The following is a 15,218-nucleotide window of genomic DNA, read 5'->3' as shown; positions in this document are numbered from 1 at the left end:
CCGACAGCGTGGTGGTCTCGGGCGATTCGAAGGCCGTCGACGCCTTGCTCGCCGACTTCGCCACGCGCAACGTGCAGGGCCAGAAACTGTTCGTCTCGCTCGCCGCGCACTCGCCCCTGGTGGCCCCCGCGCTGGACGCGATGGAAGCCTGCGCGCGCGCCGTGACCATGCGCGCGCCGCAGATTCCCGTGGCCTGGAACGTCACCGGCGGCGCCGCGCTGCCCGCGCCGGGCGCGCCCGATGCGCGCTACTGGCGCGACCACCTGCGCGAGCCGGTGCGCTTCGCCGAAGGCATCGCCTCGCTGGCGGCGCAGGGCTACCGCGTGTTCCTGGAAGTCGGCCCGCATCCGGTGCTGGTCGCCTTGGCCCAGCGCAGCCTGCCCGAGCAGGACCACCTGCTGCTGACCTCACTGCGGCGCGAGAAGAGCGACTGGCACGAACTCAACGCCAGCCTCGCCGCGCTGTACGTGCGGGGCGCGGCGGTCGACTGGGCCGGCGTGGACCGGCCCTACGCGCGCCAGCGCGTGGACCTGCCGACCTATCCCTTCGAACGGCGCGATTTCTGGATCACGCCGACCGCCGAAAAAGCCGTGCGCGCGCCGGCGCCCAGCGGCCTGCCGGGCCGGCGCCTGCCGACCGCCGTGCCGATTTTCGAGACCCTGCTTTCGCCCACGAGCACGCCCTACCTGGCCGACCACGTGGTGCAGGGCGTGGTGCTGGTGCCCGGCCCGCTGCTGCTGGAGCTCGCGCAGGGCGCGGCCCAGGCGGTGAACGGCCGTGCCTTGCGCGCGGTCGAGGCCTTCGAGATCGTCGAACCCCTGGTGCTGCCCGAGGCGGGCCGCACGGTGCAGACCCACCTGGGTCCCGAGTCCGGTGGTTCGCAGCCGTTCTCCGTCTACAGCCAGGCGGCCGATGGGTCGGGCGAATGGCACCTGCACGCCAGCGGCCGGCTGCAGCCCGGCAGCGCGCAGCAGGCCCAGGCCGGCGCCGACACCACCAGCTTCACCGCCACGCGCGACGCGCTGGGCGCGGCCACCAGTGGCGAGGGCTACCACCAGCGCCTCGAAGCCCTGGGCATCCACCTCGGGCCCGCCTTCCGCAGCCTGCAGGAAGTGCACCGCCGCGACGGCGAGGCCCTGGCGCGCATCGCGCTGCCCACCGCCTGCGCCGACGAGCCCGTGACCTGGGCACACCCCGCGCTGCTCGACGGCGCCTTGCAATCCATCGGCCTGACCCTGCCGCAGACCGAGGACACCGAACACACCTACCTCTTCACCGGCCTGGACCGCATCGACCTGGCCGGCCCGCTGCCCGCCAGCCTGTGGTGCCATGCCCGCCTGCTCAACGCGGCGGGCCAGGAGCCGCAGCCGCCCGAGTGGCAGGCCGAAGTCACCCTGCGCTCGCTCGACGGCGGCGTGCTCGGCCAGATCCGCGGCGTGCACCTGCGCCGCGCCTCGCGCGACGCGCTGGCACGGTCCCTGGGCCATGCCTCGGGCCATGGCCTGTTTCATGAGGTGGTGTGGGAAGACGCGCCGGCCCATGCGCCGGCCGCTGCCTCGCTGCCCGATCCCGCCGGCCTCGCGCCGGCCCTGCGCGAGCGCTTCGGCGCGCTGGCCGCCGAGCACGGCCTGGCCGTGTACGAACGGCTGCTGCCCGAACTCGATCGCCTGAGCACCGATCACGTCGCCACCGCCTTGCGCCAGCTCGGCTTCGACGACACGCCGGGGCGCGGGTTCGACACCGCCGGTGAATCGCAGCGCCTGGGCGTCGTGCTGCGCCACGAACGCCTGTTCGCGCGCCTGCTGCAGATGCTGGCCGAAGACGGCCTGCTGCGTGGCGAAGGGGATCGCCACACGGTGCTGGCCCGCCTGGGCACGGCCGATGCCGCCACGCGCTACGACACGCTGATGCAGACCTTCGGCGAGGTCGACGGCGAACTGCGCACGCTGCGCCGCTGCGGGCCCGCGCTGGCCGCCGTGCTGCGCGGCGAGCAGGACCCGCTGCAGCTGCTGTTCCCGGGCGGCTCGTTCGACGAGGCGCGCAAGCTCTACGTGGACTCGCCCTACGCGCAGACCTACAACCGCGCGCTCGGCGAAGCCTTGCAATCGGCCATCGCCCAACTGCCCGCCGGCGCGCGCCTGCGCGTGCTGGAAATCGGCGCCGGCACCGGCGGCACCACCACCTACGTGCTGCCGCTGCTGCCCGCCGAGCGCACCGAGTACACCTTCACCGACCTCTCGCCGCTGTTCCTGGAGCGCGCGGCCGAGAACTTCGCCGCCTATCCCTTCGTGCGCCACGCGCTGCTCGACATCGAGCGCGACCCGTTGGCGCAAGGCTTCGCGGCCGGTGCCTACGACATCGTGATCGCGGCCAACGTGCTGCACGCCACCGCCGACCTGGCCCAGACCCTGCGCCACGCGAAAAGCCTGATGGCACCCGGCGCCATGCTGTTCCTGCTGGAGGGCGTGGCCCCGGAACGCTGGGTGGACCTCACCTTCGGCCTCACCGAGGGCTGGTGGCGTTTCACCGACACGGCCCTTCGGCCCGACTACCCCCTGGTGCCGCGCTCGGCCTGGCTGGCCGACGCTGCAAGGCCTGGGCTTCCAGGGCGCCTGCGCGGTGCCCGACGACCGCTGGACCACGCGCGGCGCGGCCCAGCAGGCGCTGATGCTGGCGCAGGCCCCGCTCGGCGGCCAGACCTGGACCCTGGTGGGCGACGTGCAGGGCCTGGGCCAGGCGCTGGCCGAGCGCCTGCGCGCGCGCGGCGACCAGGTGCAAATCCTGGCGGCGGACGCCGTGCCGCCCGCCGGCGCGCTGGGCGAGATCATTTACCTGGCCGGCCTCGAACTCGCAGAGCGCGGTCTCGACGACCGCGAAGCCGCCACCCTGACTCACACGCTCGCGGGCGAAACGCCGCGCCGCTGGCTGGCGGCGGCCGCGCAAGGGCAGGGCCGCATCCGGTTCGTGACGCAGGGCGTGCAAGGCGGTGCCGGTGGGGCCATCAGCCCCGGGCGCCGCCTGGCAGGCGCCGCTGTGGGGATGGGGGCGTGGCTTCTCGCTCGAACAGCCCGGCGCCTGGGGCGGCCTGATCGACCTGCCGTCGGCCTCGACCGCGGACACGCTGCTGGAAGCGCTCGACGCGGTGGACGGTGAAGACCAGGTGGCTTGGCGCGATGGTCAGCGCCGTGTGGCGCGCCTGGTCCAGGCCGACACGCCGCCCGCCGCACCGCTGAGTTTCAGCGCCGACGCCTGTTACCTCGTCACCGGCGGTTTCGGCGGCCTGGGCCTGGTGGTGGCGCGCTGGCTGGCGGAACACGGCGCGCGCCACATCGCCTTGCTGGGGCGCAACCCCGACCTCGGCGCGCCCGGCGTGGCCGAGATCGAGGTCCTGGGTGCTCGCGTGCACGCGGTGCAGGCCGACGTGGCCGACGAGGCCGCGATGGCGCGCGCCTTCGAACAGCTCAAACGCGACGCGCCGCCGCTGCGCGGCGTGATGCACGCCGCCGCCGCGCTGAGCGCGGCGCCGCTGCTCCAGCTCGACGACGCGATGGTGCGCCAGATGCTGGCCCCCAAGCTCGCGGGCACGCTGGTGCTCGAGCGCCTCACGCGCGGCATGCCGCTCGATTTCCTGGTGCTGTTCTCCTCGACCACCGCCTTGCTCGGCGCCTCGGGGCTGGCCCACTACGCGGCCGCCAACACCTTCCTCGACACGCTGGCCGAGGCCAGCGACGCCTCGCGCCGCGTGATCTCGGTGAACTGGGGCACCTGGGAGGTGATGCGCCTGGCCTCCAGCGACGACCAGCGCAGCTACCGCGAAGGCGGCCTGCAGCCCATGGCCGCCGCCGACGCGCTGGACGCGCTGGGCCGCCTGCTGGGCGGCACGGCGCGGCAGGCGGTCGTGGCCCAGGTGGACTGGAGCGCGCTCAAGGCCTTGCACGAGGCGCGCCGATCGCGCCCGCTGCTGTCGCACCTGGGCATCGCACCGCGCGCCGCCGTGGTGGAAGCGCCGCGCGCGGACAGCGGGCCTTCGCTGCAGGCGAGGCTGGAGGCCGCGCCGCCCGCGATGCGCCACGACCTGCTGGTGGAGTTCGTGCGGCAGGAGGTGGCCTCGGTGCTCGGCTTGGCCGGGCCCGCCGTGGTGCCGATCGCCACCGGGCTGTTCGACCTGGGCATGGACTCGCTGATGGCGGTCGAACTCAAGCGGCGGCTGGAGCGCGGCGCCGCCCGTGCGCTGCCGTCCACGCTGACCTTCAACTACCCCAACGTGGGCGCGCTCGCGCGCTTTCTGGAAACCCAGCTCACCGTCAAGCCGGCCGCACCCCCGGCACCCACCGCGGCGCCCGCCACGGTGGCCGAGGTCGAGGTGCCCGATGCCGATGCGGACCTGGATTCGCTCAGCGACGACGAACTGGAGGCCCGCTTGCTGGCCAGACTGGAGCAGACCCGATGAAATACCGTTCTCTTGGCATGCGCCTGACGATCATCTTCGTGGCCCTGTGGGCGGCCGAGGAGGCGCTCACCGGCGTGCTCCTGCAGCGCTACGGCCTCGCGCAGGTCGTGTGCCTGCGCTTCGCGCTGCACCTGGCCCTGTTGTGGATGCTGTTCGGGCGCGGCAACGGCCCCTCGCTGTGGCGCACGCGCAGGCCGGTGTCGCAGCTGTTCCGCGCCGCGATGATGGTGGGCATGCCGGCCTGCTGGTCGCTGGGTGTGCAGCGCGGCCTGGCGCCGGTCACCTTCCTGGCGGTGTTCTGGATCGCGCCCCTGATGATCCTGGGCCTGTCGCGCCTGGTGCTGCGCGAGCGCGTGCCGCTCAGGCTCTTCGGCTTCGCGGCGGCGGCCAGCGTGGGCGTGTTCCTGCTGCTGGGCCCGCACGCGCTGCCCCGGCCCGAGTTGCTGGTGTTCCCGGTGGCGATGGCCGCCTGCTTCAGCGTGTACGTGGTGATGACGCGCCTGCTGCACGCCGAGCCCACCCGCGTGAACCTGTTCTACACCGGCCTGGGCGCCTGCCTGCTGCTGTTGCCGCTGATGCCCTCGGGCTGGGTGACACCGAGCGCGCCCGACCTGCTGCTGCTCGTGGGCGTGGCGGTGCTGGGCCTGGGCGCGTTGCTGGCGCTGGAGCGGCTGACGGCGGTGGCGCCGATCTCACGCACCGCGCCGCTGCTGTACCTGCAGATCGGTTTCACGCTGGCCTTCGCCTGGGTGGCATCGCACCCGCTGCCGGGCCTGATCGCCGTGGGCGCCGTGCTGCTCGCCGCCGGCCTGTGGCTCGCGCTGCGCCAGCGCCGGCGCGGGTCTTCCTGGCACATGACCTCGCTGCTGGCCGACACCGGCCACGCGGGCTTGGACTGAAGGAGGTGACAGGGTGACTGCCAACCGCCGCGCCATCCTGCTGATGCTGGCCTTCGTCCTGCTGTGGGCGGGGATCGAGGCCATGGCCGCGAACGTGCTGCGCCACTATTCCCCGTACCAGGTGGTCTGGACCCGCTATGCCGTGCACCTGGCGCTGATGCTGGCGCTGTGGGGATGGCGCGAGCCGGCCTCGCTCTGGCAGACGCGCCGCCCGGTGTTCCATGTGGCGCGCTCGCTGCTGATGCTCGGCATGCCCGCGTCCTGGGTGATCGGCATGCAGATGGGCGTGCCCGGGCATTCGGTCATGACGATCTTCTGGATCAGCCCGGTGCTGATCCTCGGGCTGGCCTGGGTGTTTCTGCAGGACCGCGTGCCGCTGCTGGTCTGGGTGCGCACCTTCGTGGCCTGCCTGGGTGGCCTGCTGGTCAACGGCCTGTACGGGCTGCCGGGGCCGTCGCTGCTGGTCTATCCCCTGGGCATGGCCCTGTGTTTCAGCGTCTACGTGGTGATGACGCGCTCGCTGCGCACCGAAACCACCCGCACCAACCTGTTCTACACCGCCGCCGGCGTGTTCGTGGCGCTCACGCCCGCCATGCCCGGCCTGTGGATCACGCCGCCGCTGACCGACCTGCTCACCATGGTGGCGATCGGCCTGCTCGGTTACGTGGCTTTGCTGGCGCTGGACCGCTCCGCCGCCGCCGCGCCCGTGAGTATTTCGGCACCCTTCGCGTATTTACAAATTGCCTTCACCGTGCCGCTCTTCTGGGTGGCAGGGCTGGGGCATGATATGTCGGTCCCGCGCATGGCGCTGGGGCTCCTGTTGATCGTTGGTGCTGCGCTCTGCCTGTGGCTGCGCGAGCCGCGCCTGCATGCCCGCGACGCGGTGATGGCGCGGTCGACGCCGTGATGAAGTTTTCAGTGAGGAAGTGATATGCAGTCAGATCGGACCAACCCCCCTGAATCGACGCCCGCCCAGCCGGCGCCCGCCGCCGATCGGCGCAACATGCTGCAGAACGCGCTCGGCGCCATCGAGCGCCTGCAGTCCCGCCTGGACGCGGTCGAGAACGCCAAGCACGAGCCGATCGCCATCGTGGGCATGGCCTGCCGCGTGCCCGGTGGCGCGGAAGACGCCGACAGCTTCTGGAACCTGCTGACCGAGGGCAAGGACGTGGTGGGCGAGGTGCCCGCCGACCGCTGGGAGGTGGACGCGTACTACGACCCGGACCCGAGCAAGCAGGGCAAGGCGCGCACCAAGGCCGGCGGCTTCCTGAAAGACATCGACCAGTTCGAACCCAGCTTCTTCGGCATGTCGCCGCGCGAGGCCGCGGGCGTGGACCCGCAGCAGCGGCTGCTGCTGGAGGTGGCCTGGGAGGCGATGGAGCACGCCGCGATCCCGACCGACCAGCTCGACGGCAGTCTGACCGGCGTGTTCGTCGGCATCACGTCGATGGACTACTCCAACCGCATCGACGTGGCCGACCCGGCCCGCAGCGACATCTACCTGGCCACCGGCACCGCGCTCAACGCGGCGGCGGGCCGCGTGTCCTTCACCTTCGGCTTCCGTGGCCCCTGCATGGCGATCGACACCGCCTGCTCGTCCTCGCTGGTGGCCATCCACACCGCCTGCCAGAGCCTGCGCAACGGCGAGAGCAACCTGGTGCTGGCCGGCGGCGTCAACGCCATCCTCTCGCCCGACCCCTTCGTGCTGATCTCCAAGTGGGGCATGTTGTCGCCCGACGGCCGCTGCAAGACCTTCGACGCCTCGGCCAACGGCTTCGTGCGCGGCGAAGGCTGCGGCCTGATCGTGCTCGAGCGCCTGTCCGACGCCGTGGCGCAACGGCCGCCGCATCCTGGGCGTGATCCCGGGCTCGGCGATCAACCAGGACGGCCGCTCCAGCGGCCTGACCGTGCCCAACGGCCTGGCTCAGCAGGAAGTGGTGCGCCAGGCGCTGGCCTCGGCCCGCCTCAAACCCACCGACGTGAGCTACGTCGAGGCCCACGGCACCGGCACCTCGCTGGGTGACCCGATCGAGGTCGAGGCGCTGGCCGCCGTGTACGGCGAAGGCCGCGCCATGCACCAGCCCTTCGAGGTCGGTTCGGTCAAATCCAACATCGGCCACCTCGAAGCCGCCTCCGGCGTGCGCCAGCGTGATCAAGCTGGTGATGGCGCTGCGCCACCAGAAGCTGCCCGCCAGCCTGCATGTGAAGCAGCTCACGCCGTCCATCCCCTGGGACACACTGCCGGTGCGCGTGAGCACCGCGCTGCACGACTGGAAGCCGGTGGGCGACGCGCGCCGCATCGCCGGCGCCAGCGCCTTCGGCTTCAGCGGCATGAACGCGCACGTGCTGGTGGCCGAGCCGCCCGCCGCGCCCGCGCTGGCCGCCGCGCCCGCGCGGCCGCTGTACGCCATGCCGCTGTCGGCCAAGAACGACGCGGCGCTGCAGGCGCTGGCGCAGCGCTACGCCGACCACCTGGAACAACGCCCGACCGATGCCCTGGCCGACGTGTGCGCCACCGCCGCCATCGGCCGTTCACACCACCTGCTGCGCACGGTGCTGGTCGCGGCCGACCGCGCCGGCATGTTGGCCCAGCTGCGCGAACTCGCCAGCACCGGCCAGTCGGCCGTGCAGGGTTCCGTCTCGGCCAGCGGCCGCAACCGCGTGGCCTTCCTCTTCACCGGGCAGGGCGCGCAGTACGTCGGCATGGGCCGCGAGCTCTACGACGCCGAGCCCGTGTTCAAGGCCACGATCGACCGCTGCGCGGCCGTGCTCGACCCCTTGCTGGGCCGGCCGCTGCGCGAGGTGATGTTCGAGGAGACCGGTGGCAGCCTGGACCAGACCGGTTTCACGCAACCCGCGCTGTTCGCCATCGAGGTCGCGCTCGCGGCCACCTGGCGCAGCTGGGGCATCGAGCCCACGGTGGTGATCGGCCACAGCGTGGGCGAGTTCGCCGCCGCCGTGGTCGCGGGCGTGTTCAGCCTGGAAGACGGCGCGCGCCTGATCGCGGCCCGGGGCCGCCTGATGCAGGCGCTGCCGGCCGGTGGCGCCATGGTGGCGGTGCAGGGCGACGCGGCGCTGGTGCAGCGCGAGATCGCGCCGCACGCCGACAAGGTGTCGGTCGCCGCCTTCAACGCGCCGGGCAACCTGGTGATCGCCGGTGCCGGCGCCGAGGTGACGGCCATCGCGGCGCGCCTGGCCGAGCAGGGCGTGCGCACGCAGGCGCTGTCGGTGTCGCACGCTTTCCACTCGCCGCTGATGGACCCCATGGTGGAAGCATTCCGCCAGCTCGCCGCCAGCGTGACCCACTCGGCGCCCACGCTCACCTGGATCTCCAACCTCGACGGCGCGCCCATGGACTGGGCGAAATGGGGCTCCCGCATGGCCGACTACTGGGCCAGCCATGTGCGCGCACCGGTGGCCTTCGAGAGCGGCGCGCGCGCGCTGGCCGCCACGCAGTGCGACGTGCACCTCGAAGTCGGGCCCAACCCCACGCTCATCGGCCTGGGCATGCAGTGCGTGCCCGAAGGCACGGCGACCGACTGGCTGCCCTCGCTCAAGCGCAGCAAGGGCGGCTGGGAACAGATGCTCGACAGCGTGGCGCGCCTGTATGTGCGTGGCGCGAAACTGAACTGGACGGCGGTGCAGGGCCCGGGCGTGCGCCACAGCCTGGAGCTGCCGCTGTACCCCTTCCAGCGCCAGGCCTACCTGGTGCCCTTCGCGCCGCGCGCCCGCCGAGTGGCCGGCGACTCCGTGCACGACCTGCTCGGCGAGCGCCTGAACGTGGCCGGTGTGGCCGCGCAGTTCGAACGCACGGTGGACGCCACCAGCCCGGCCTGGGTGGTGGACCACGTGATCGCGTCCGAGGCCGTGATGCCGCTGACCGCCTACCTCGAAGCCGCCCTGGCCGGGGCGCGGCAGGCCGACCCGGCCGTCACCGGGCTCACGGCGGTGGAGATCGGCGAACCCATGCCCCTGCTCGACGGCGAACAGCGGCTCATGCAGGTCTCGGTGGACAAGGCTTTGGGCGGTGCGCCCTCGCGCGTGCGGGTGTTCAGCCGCGACGCGAAGCGGCCCGACGCCGAATGGACCCAGCACGCCAGCGCCGAGCCGCTGCGTGGCCCGGTCGAGGCGGTGCCGGTGTCGCCCGTGGCCGACGCGGCGAAGCGATTGACCAACGAGGTCGAGGTCGCGCCGTTCTACGAGAAGGTGCGCAAGCTGGGCGTCGATTTCGGCGCCGGCTTCCGCGGCATGCGCCGCGTCTGGTGCGGCGAGGGCGAGGCCATCGGCGAGATCGTGCTGACCGACGCGGTCCAGGCCGATGCCGGCAAGTACCTGATGCACCCCGCGCTGCTCGACGCCTGCTTCCACACCTCGGCGGTCGCCATGGACACGCTGCCCAGCGCCAACGACGGCCGTTTCTACCTGCCCATCGGTGTGGACCGCTACCTCTGGAACGCCACGCCCACCGCCACGCTGCGCAGCCATGCGCGCGTGCGCCCGGCGCCGCCGCACAGCGACATGCTGGTGCTCGACGTGCACATCGAGACGCCCGACGGCCAGCCCGTGGCCCTGCTCGAAGGCCTGCGCTGCCGCCGCGCCAGCCGCGAGTTGTTCCGCCAGCGCGTGGACGCGCAGGTGGCCGACTGGCTCTACGAACTGCAATGGAAGCCCGAGGCCCTGGTGGCCGAGCCCGCCACCGCCGAAGGCACCTGGCTGGTGTTCGACGAAGGCCAGGGCCGTGGCCAGCGGCTGGCCGACGAGATCGCCCAGCGCGGTGGCCAGGCCCTCCGTGTGCTGCCTTCGGGCAGCGCGGCCGGAGCGGGCGCCACGGTGATCGACGAGACCCAGGCCGGCGAGTACGCCCGCCTGATCGCCAAGGCCGCCGAGAGTGGCGCGTTGCGTGGCGTGGTGTCGCTGTGGCCGCTGCGCGTGCCGGCGCTGCGCGACGACGACCTGCCCAGCGCGGTGCAGCGCTTCGGCGTGGACGCCGCGCTGCTGACCCTGCAGGCCCTGGCGCAGGCCGGGCTGCCGTCGGCGCCGCGCCTGTGGATCGCCACCGCCGGCAGCCAGTCGGTGGACGGCACCGAGGAACTGCGCATCACGCAGGCCCCGGTGGCCGGCCTGGCGCGGGTGGCCGCGACCGAGCACCCCGAGCTGCGCGTGACCCTGGTGGACCTCGATCCGCAAGCCACGCCCAGCGACGCGCGCCTGCTGCTCGACGAAATGCTGTCCGGCAGCGAAGAGAACCAGGTCGCCTTGCGCAAGGGCGTGCGCTACGCCGCCCGCCTGGCGCGCCAGCCGCGCTCCAACGCGCCGCACATCGACGACGCGCCGATCCGCCTGAACATCACCGAGCGCGGCACGCTCGAAAACCTGACCCTGGGCACGCTGGAGCGCCGCGCACCCGGTAAAGGCGAGGTCGAGATCCGGGTGCGCGCCAGCGGCCTGAACTTCCGCGACGTGCTCAGCGCGCTGGGCATGTACCCCGGCGAGATCCGCCACCTGGGCAGCGACGCCTCGGGTGAGGTCGTGGCCGTGGGCGAGGGCGTGACGCAGTTCAAGGTCGGCGACCGCGTGGTCGCCATGCTCGAAGGCGCCTTCTCCAGCCACGCGATCGCGCGCTGGGAATTCGTCGCACCGCTGCCCGACGGCGTGAGCTTCGAGCAGGGCGCCGCGATCCCCACCGCCTACCTCACCGCCGACATCACACTCAACCTGCTGGGCAAGATGAGCAAGGGCGACCGCGTGCTGATCCACTCGGGCGCGGGCGGCGTGGGCATGGCCGCCATCGCGCTGGCCCGCCGCGCGGGCGCGGAAATCTTCGCCACCGCCGGCAGCCCCGAGAAGCGCGAGGAACTGCGCCGCCTCGGGGTGCACCACCCGCTGGACTCGCGCAGCGACTCGTTCGCCGACGAGATCGCCCGCATCACCGAAGGCAAGGGTGTGCGCCTGGTGCTCAACTCGCTGGCCGGCCAGCTGCTGGATCGCAGCTTCGAATGCCTGTCCGACGGCGGCGTCTTCCTCGAGATCGGCAAGCGCGGCCTGTGGACGCACGAGCGCGTGGCCGAGCTCAACCGGGGCATCGAGTACCACATCGTGGACTGCAACGACAACGCGCGCGACACCCCCGAGATCGTGGGCCAGATCTTCACGCGCGTGCTGCAGGAGATCGAGTCGGGCGTGCTGCCGTGGCTGCCTTGCACCACTTTCCCGTTCGAAAACGCGCCCGACGCCTTCCGCTACATGGCGCAGGCCAAGCACATCGGCCGCGTGGTGTTCCGCCACCGCGTGGACCCGCGCAAGGTCACGCAGGCGGTGCGCGACGACGCCACCTACCTCGTCACCGGCGGCCTCAAGGGCCTGGGCCTGCTGGCAGGCCAATGGCTGGCCGGCGAGGGCGCCCGCCACCTGCTGCTGGCCGGTCGCAGCGAACCCGATGCGACCGCGCGCGACGCCATCGCGGCCATGGAAGCCGAGGGCGTGAGCGTGAAGACTGTCTCGGCCGACGTTGCGCACGGCCGACGGCATCGCGCGCCTCATGGCCGCCCTGAAGGACATGCCCGCGCTGGGCGGTGTCATCCACGGCGCGGCGGTGCTCGACGACGGCGTGCTCATCAAGCAGACGCCGGAACGCTTCGCCACCGTGATGGGGCCCAAGGCCGACGGCGCGTGGCGCCTGAGCGTGGCCCTGGAGCGCGCCGGTCACCGGCCCGACTTCGTGGTCTTCTACTCCTCGCTGTCGGCCGTGTTCGGCTCGGCGGGGCAGGGCAACTACGTGGCGGCCAACGCTTTTCTCGATGCGCTGGCGCGCCAGCGCCGTGACGCGGACCGCTCCGCCCTCAGCGTCAACTGGGGCGCGTGGAGCGAGGTGGGCATGGCGGTGCGGGCCGGCACGGTCTCCAAGGCGGGTGCGCAAGGCCTGGCCTCGCTGTCGCCGGCCGAAGGCATGCAGGCGCTGAGCGTGCTGCTGCGCGACAACGCCACCCGCAGCTCGGTCGCGCCGATCGACTGGGCGCTGCTGGGCCAGCAGATGCCGGCCGGGCAGGCGCCCAGGCTCCTGTCGGACCTGCTCGCGGCCGCGCAGAACCGCGGCGGTGGCCAGGCCCAGGGCAGCGCCGCGCGCGTGGACTACGCCAGCCTGCCGGCCAAGGAGCGGCGCGAACAGCTCGTGACGCTGGTGCGCCGCGAGCTGGCCACCGTGCTGGGCCTGGCGGGTTCGCCGCAATCGATCCCGGTGGACCAGACCTTCACCGCGCTGGGCCTGGACTCGCTCACCTCGGTGGAACTGCGCAACCGCCTGCAACAGGCGCTGGGCCGCAGCGTGGCCGCCACGGCCGCCTTCGAATGGCCTTCGGTGGGCGAGATGGCGACCCACCTGAACAGCCTCTATGGCGATGACGACACCTCGGATGCCTCCGACGCCGACAGCCGGGAGGAACTCACGTTGTGAGCGATACCGTTGAGTTGATCAAGCGGCTTCAAGGGCTGGACATCCATCTGAAACTCGACGGAGACCGGCTCAGCGTCAACGCGCCCAAAGGCGCGGTGACGGCCGAACTCCGCGAGGAACTCGGGCGGCGCAAGGACGAGGTCAAGGCCTACCTGGCGGCGCACGGCACCGCGCCCGCCCGCTCGGTGCTGCCGGCGCTGGAGCGCGTGCCGCGCCAGGCCGACATGCCGATCTCGCACACCCAGCAGCGGCTGTGGTTCCTGCGCCAGATGGACCCCACCAGCCACGCCTACAACATCGCGGCGTCCCTGCGCATCACCGGGCCGCTGGACGAGGCCGTGCTCGAGCGCGTGCTGGCGGTGCTGGTGGCGCGGCACGAAAGCCTGCGCACGCGCTTCATCTCGGTGCAGGGCGAGCCGCGTTTCGTGATCGACCCGAACGCCCGCGTGCACCTGGACCGCATCGACATCTCGCACCTGCAGGGCGCCGCGCGCGACGCGGCGTGCAAGCAGGCCATCGAAAGCATCGCGCGCCGCCCGTTCGACCTGTCGCAGGCGCCCTTGATTCATGCCGGCCTGATCCGCGAGAGCGGGCAGCAGCAGGTGTTCGCCTTCGCGCTGGACCACATCGTGTCCGACGGCCTGTCGCTCGGCATCTTCATGCTGGAGTTCCGCGACCTGTATTCGCGCCTGGCGACCGGCCACGAAGTGACGGTGGTCGAGCCGCCCATCCAGTACTACGACTACGCCGAATGGGAGCGCCGCGCCTTCGCGCAGGGCGCGATCGACGAGCACCTGGCGTTCTGGAAGCGCGAACTCGCCGGCCTGCCGTCGATGCTGCAGCTGCCCACCGACCGGCCCCGCCCGCCGGTGCAGACCACCCACGGCTCGCGCTGCGCGCTGCAGCTCACGCCCGCCTTCTCCGACCGCCTCAAGGCCTTCGGCCGCGCCGAGGGCACGACGCTGTTCATGGTGATGCTCTCGGCCTTCCAGGTGCTCATGCACCGCTACAGCGGCGAGACCGACATCGCCATCGGCTCGGCCATCGCCAACCGCAACCGCTCCGAGGTCGAGCACACCATCGGCTTCTTCGCCAACAACCTGGTGCTGCGCGCCGACCTGAACGGCGACCCGACGGTGCGCGAACTCATGGTCCGCGTGCGCGAGCGCGCGCTGCGGGCCTACGCGCACCAGGAGATGCCGTTCGACATGCTGGTCGACGAGCTGGGCACGCGCCGCGAGCTGGACCACTCGCCGCTGTTCCAGGTGCTGTTCGTGCTGCAGAACCTGTCCATGACCAGCCTGGAGCTGCCCGGCTTGCGCTGCGACAGCGTGGACCTGGACGTGACCGCCTCGCGCTTCGACCTGTCCGTCGACGTGTTCGACATCGTGCACGGCCTGCGCTGCTACTTCGAATACAACACCGACCTGTTCGACGTCTCGACCATCGAGCGCATGCTCAACCACTACCGCAAGCTGCTCGAAGGCTTCGTGGAGCGGCCGGACGCGCGCGTGAGCGAACTCGCCCTGCTGACGGACGGCGAACAGCGCCAGCTGCTGCTGGACTGGAACGCCACCACCATGCCGTACCCGACCGAGCAGACCGTGCACGGCCTGTTCGAGGCGCAGGCCCGGCGCACGCCCGACGCGGTGGCGCTGCAGTTCGAGGACGTGGCGCTGAGCTACGCCGAACTCAACGCCCGGGCCAACCAGCTGGCCCACCACCTGCGCGCCCTGGGCGCGGGGCGCGAGTCGCTGGTCGGGGTGTGGATGGAGCGCAGCGAAGACATGGTGGTCGCGGTGCTGGGCGTGCTCAAGGCCGGCGCGGCCTACGTGCCGCTCGACCCGGCGTTCCCCAAGGACCGCATCGACTACATGATGGAAGACGCGGAGCTGTCCATCGTCGTGACCCAGTCGACCCAGGCCGAAGGCCTGCCTACCGGCATCCGAGCGGTCTGCATGGACCGCGATGCCGCCACGCTCGCGGCCCAGCCGGCCGCCGACCCGGCGCCCCTGGCGGCTTGCGGCGACCTGGCCTACGTGATCTACACCTCCGGCTCCACCGGCCGCCCCAAGGGCGTGATGCTGGAGCACCGCGCGGTGGTGAACTTCCTGCTGTCCATGCACCGCGAGCCGGGCATCACCGCGCAGGACCGCTTCGTCTCGGTGACCACACTGTCGTTCGACATCGCGGGCCTGGAAATCCACGGCCCGCTCACGGTCGGTGGCACGGTGGTGCTGGCCTCGCGCGCGACCGCGCTCGACGGCGTGCGCCTGGCGGCGCTGCTCGACCGGTCCGAGGCCACGCTGCTGCAGGCCACGCCGGCCACCTGGCGCCTGCTGCTGGAAAGCGGCTGGCAAGGCCGGCCCGGTCTGAAGATGCTGTGCGGCGGCGAAGGCCTGCCGCGTGACCTGGCCGA

General features: G+C 72.3%; 5 protein-coding genes and 4 pseudogenes. All 9 read left to right on the top strand.

Features of this window, described 5'->3' with window-relative positions:
- Nucleotides 1–8: 8 nt before the first annotated feature.
- The gene (locus ACFJGX_RS18430; RefSeq protein ID WP_382326746.1) at nucleotides 9–3,089 is read left to right on the top strand and encodes a polyketide synthase dehydratase domain-containing protein; all 3,081 of its coding nucleotides are present in this window, start codon (nucleotides 9–11) and stop codon (nucleotides 3,087–3,089) included.
- Nucleotides 2,993–4,450 carry a beta-ketoacyl reductase gene (locus tag ACFJGX_RS18425; protein WP_382326744.1) on the top strand — a complete coding sequence of 486 codons (1,458 nt, stop codon included), beginning with the start codon at nucleotides 2,993–2,995 and terminating at the stop codon, nucleotides 4,448–4,450. The genes ACFJGX_RS18430 and ACFJGX_RS18425 overlap by 97 nt, the downstream gene beginning before the upstream one ends.
- Complete coding sequence (locus ACFJGX_RS18420) at nucleotides 4,447–5,349, top strand: DMT family transporter (RefSeq protein ID WP_382324599.1); 903 nt, start codon at nucleotides 4,447–4,449, stop codon at nucleotides 5,347–5,349. The genes ACFJGX_RS18425 and ACFJGX_RS18420 overlap by 4 nt, the downstream gene beginning before the upstream one ends.
- Nucleotides 5,350–5,362: 13 nt before the next feature.
- Entirely contained in the window at nucleotides 5,363–6,256 is an 894-nt protein-coding gene (locus ACFJGX_RS18415) for a DMT family transporter (RefSeq protein ID WP_382326742.1), read from the top strand.
- Nucleotides 6,257–6,280: 24 nt separating this feature from the next.
- Nucleotides 6,281–7,117, top strand: a pseudogene (locus ACFJGX_RS18410) (beta-ketoacyl synthase N-terminal-like domain-containing protein); the annotation flags it as partial.
- Between the two features lie 88 nt (nucleotides 7,118–7,205).
- A pseudogene (locus ACFJGX_RS18405) lies at nucleotides 7,206–7,430 on the top strand (hypothetical protein); the annotation flags it as partial.
- An 82-nt stretch (nucleotides 7,431–7,512) separates the two neighbouring features.
- A pseudogene (locus ACFJGX_RS18400) lies at nucleotides 7,513–11,808 on the top strand (acyltransferase domain-containing protein); the annotation flags it as partial.
- Between the two features lie 79 nt (nucleotides 11,809–11,887).
- Nucleotides 11,888–12,799 carry a beta-ketoacyl reductase gene (locus tag ACFJGX_RS18395; RefSeq protein ID WP_382326740.1) on the top strand — a complete coding sequence of 304 codons (912 nt, stop codon included), beginning with the start codon at nucleotides 11,888–11,890 and terminating at the stop codon, nucleotides 12,797–12,799.
- A pseudogene (locus ACFJGX_RS18390) lies at nucleotides 12,796–15,183 on the top strand (condensation domain-containing protein); the annotation flags it as partial. The gene ACFJGX_RS18395 and the pseudogene ACFJGX_RS18390, both read left to right, overlap by 4 nt.
- Between the last annotated feature and the right edge of the window lie 35 nt (nucleotides 15,184–15,218).

Source organism: Hydrogenophaga sp. UC242_50 (assembly GCF_042697355.1).
Taxonomy (GTDB): domain Bacteria; phylum Pseudomonadota; class Gammaproteobacteria; order Burkholderiales; family Burkholderiaceae_C; genus Hydrogenophaga.
The sequence above is the reverse complement of the archived record's forward strand: the minus strand, read 5'-3'. Positions and strand labels throughout refer to the sequence as shown.

Bases quoted from the DNA above. Each gene is read 5' to 3' on its own strand.
- ACFJGX_RS18420 (WP_382324599.1), top strand. From the start codon at position 4,447: ATGAAATACCGTTCTCTTGGCATGCGCCTGACGATCATCTTCGTGGCC.
- ACFJGX_RS18395 (WP_382326740.1), top strand. From the start codon at position 11,888: ATGGCCGCCCTGAAGGACATGCCCGCGCTGGGCGGTGTCATCCACGGC.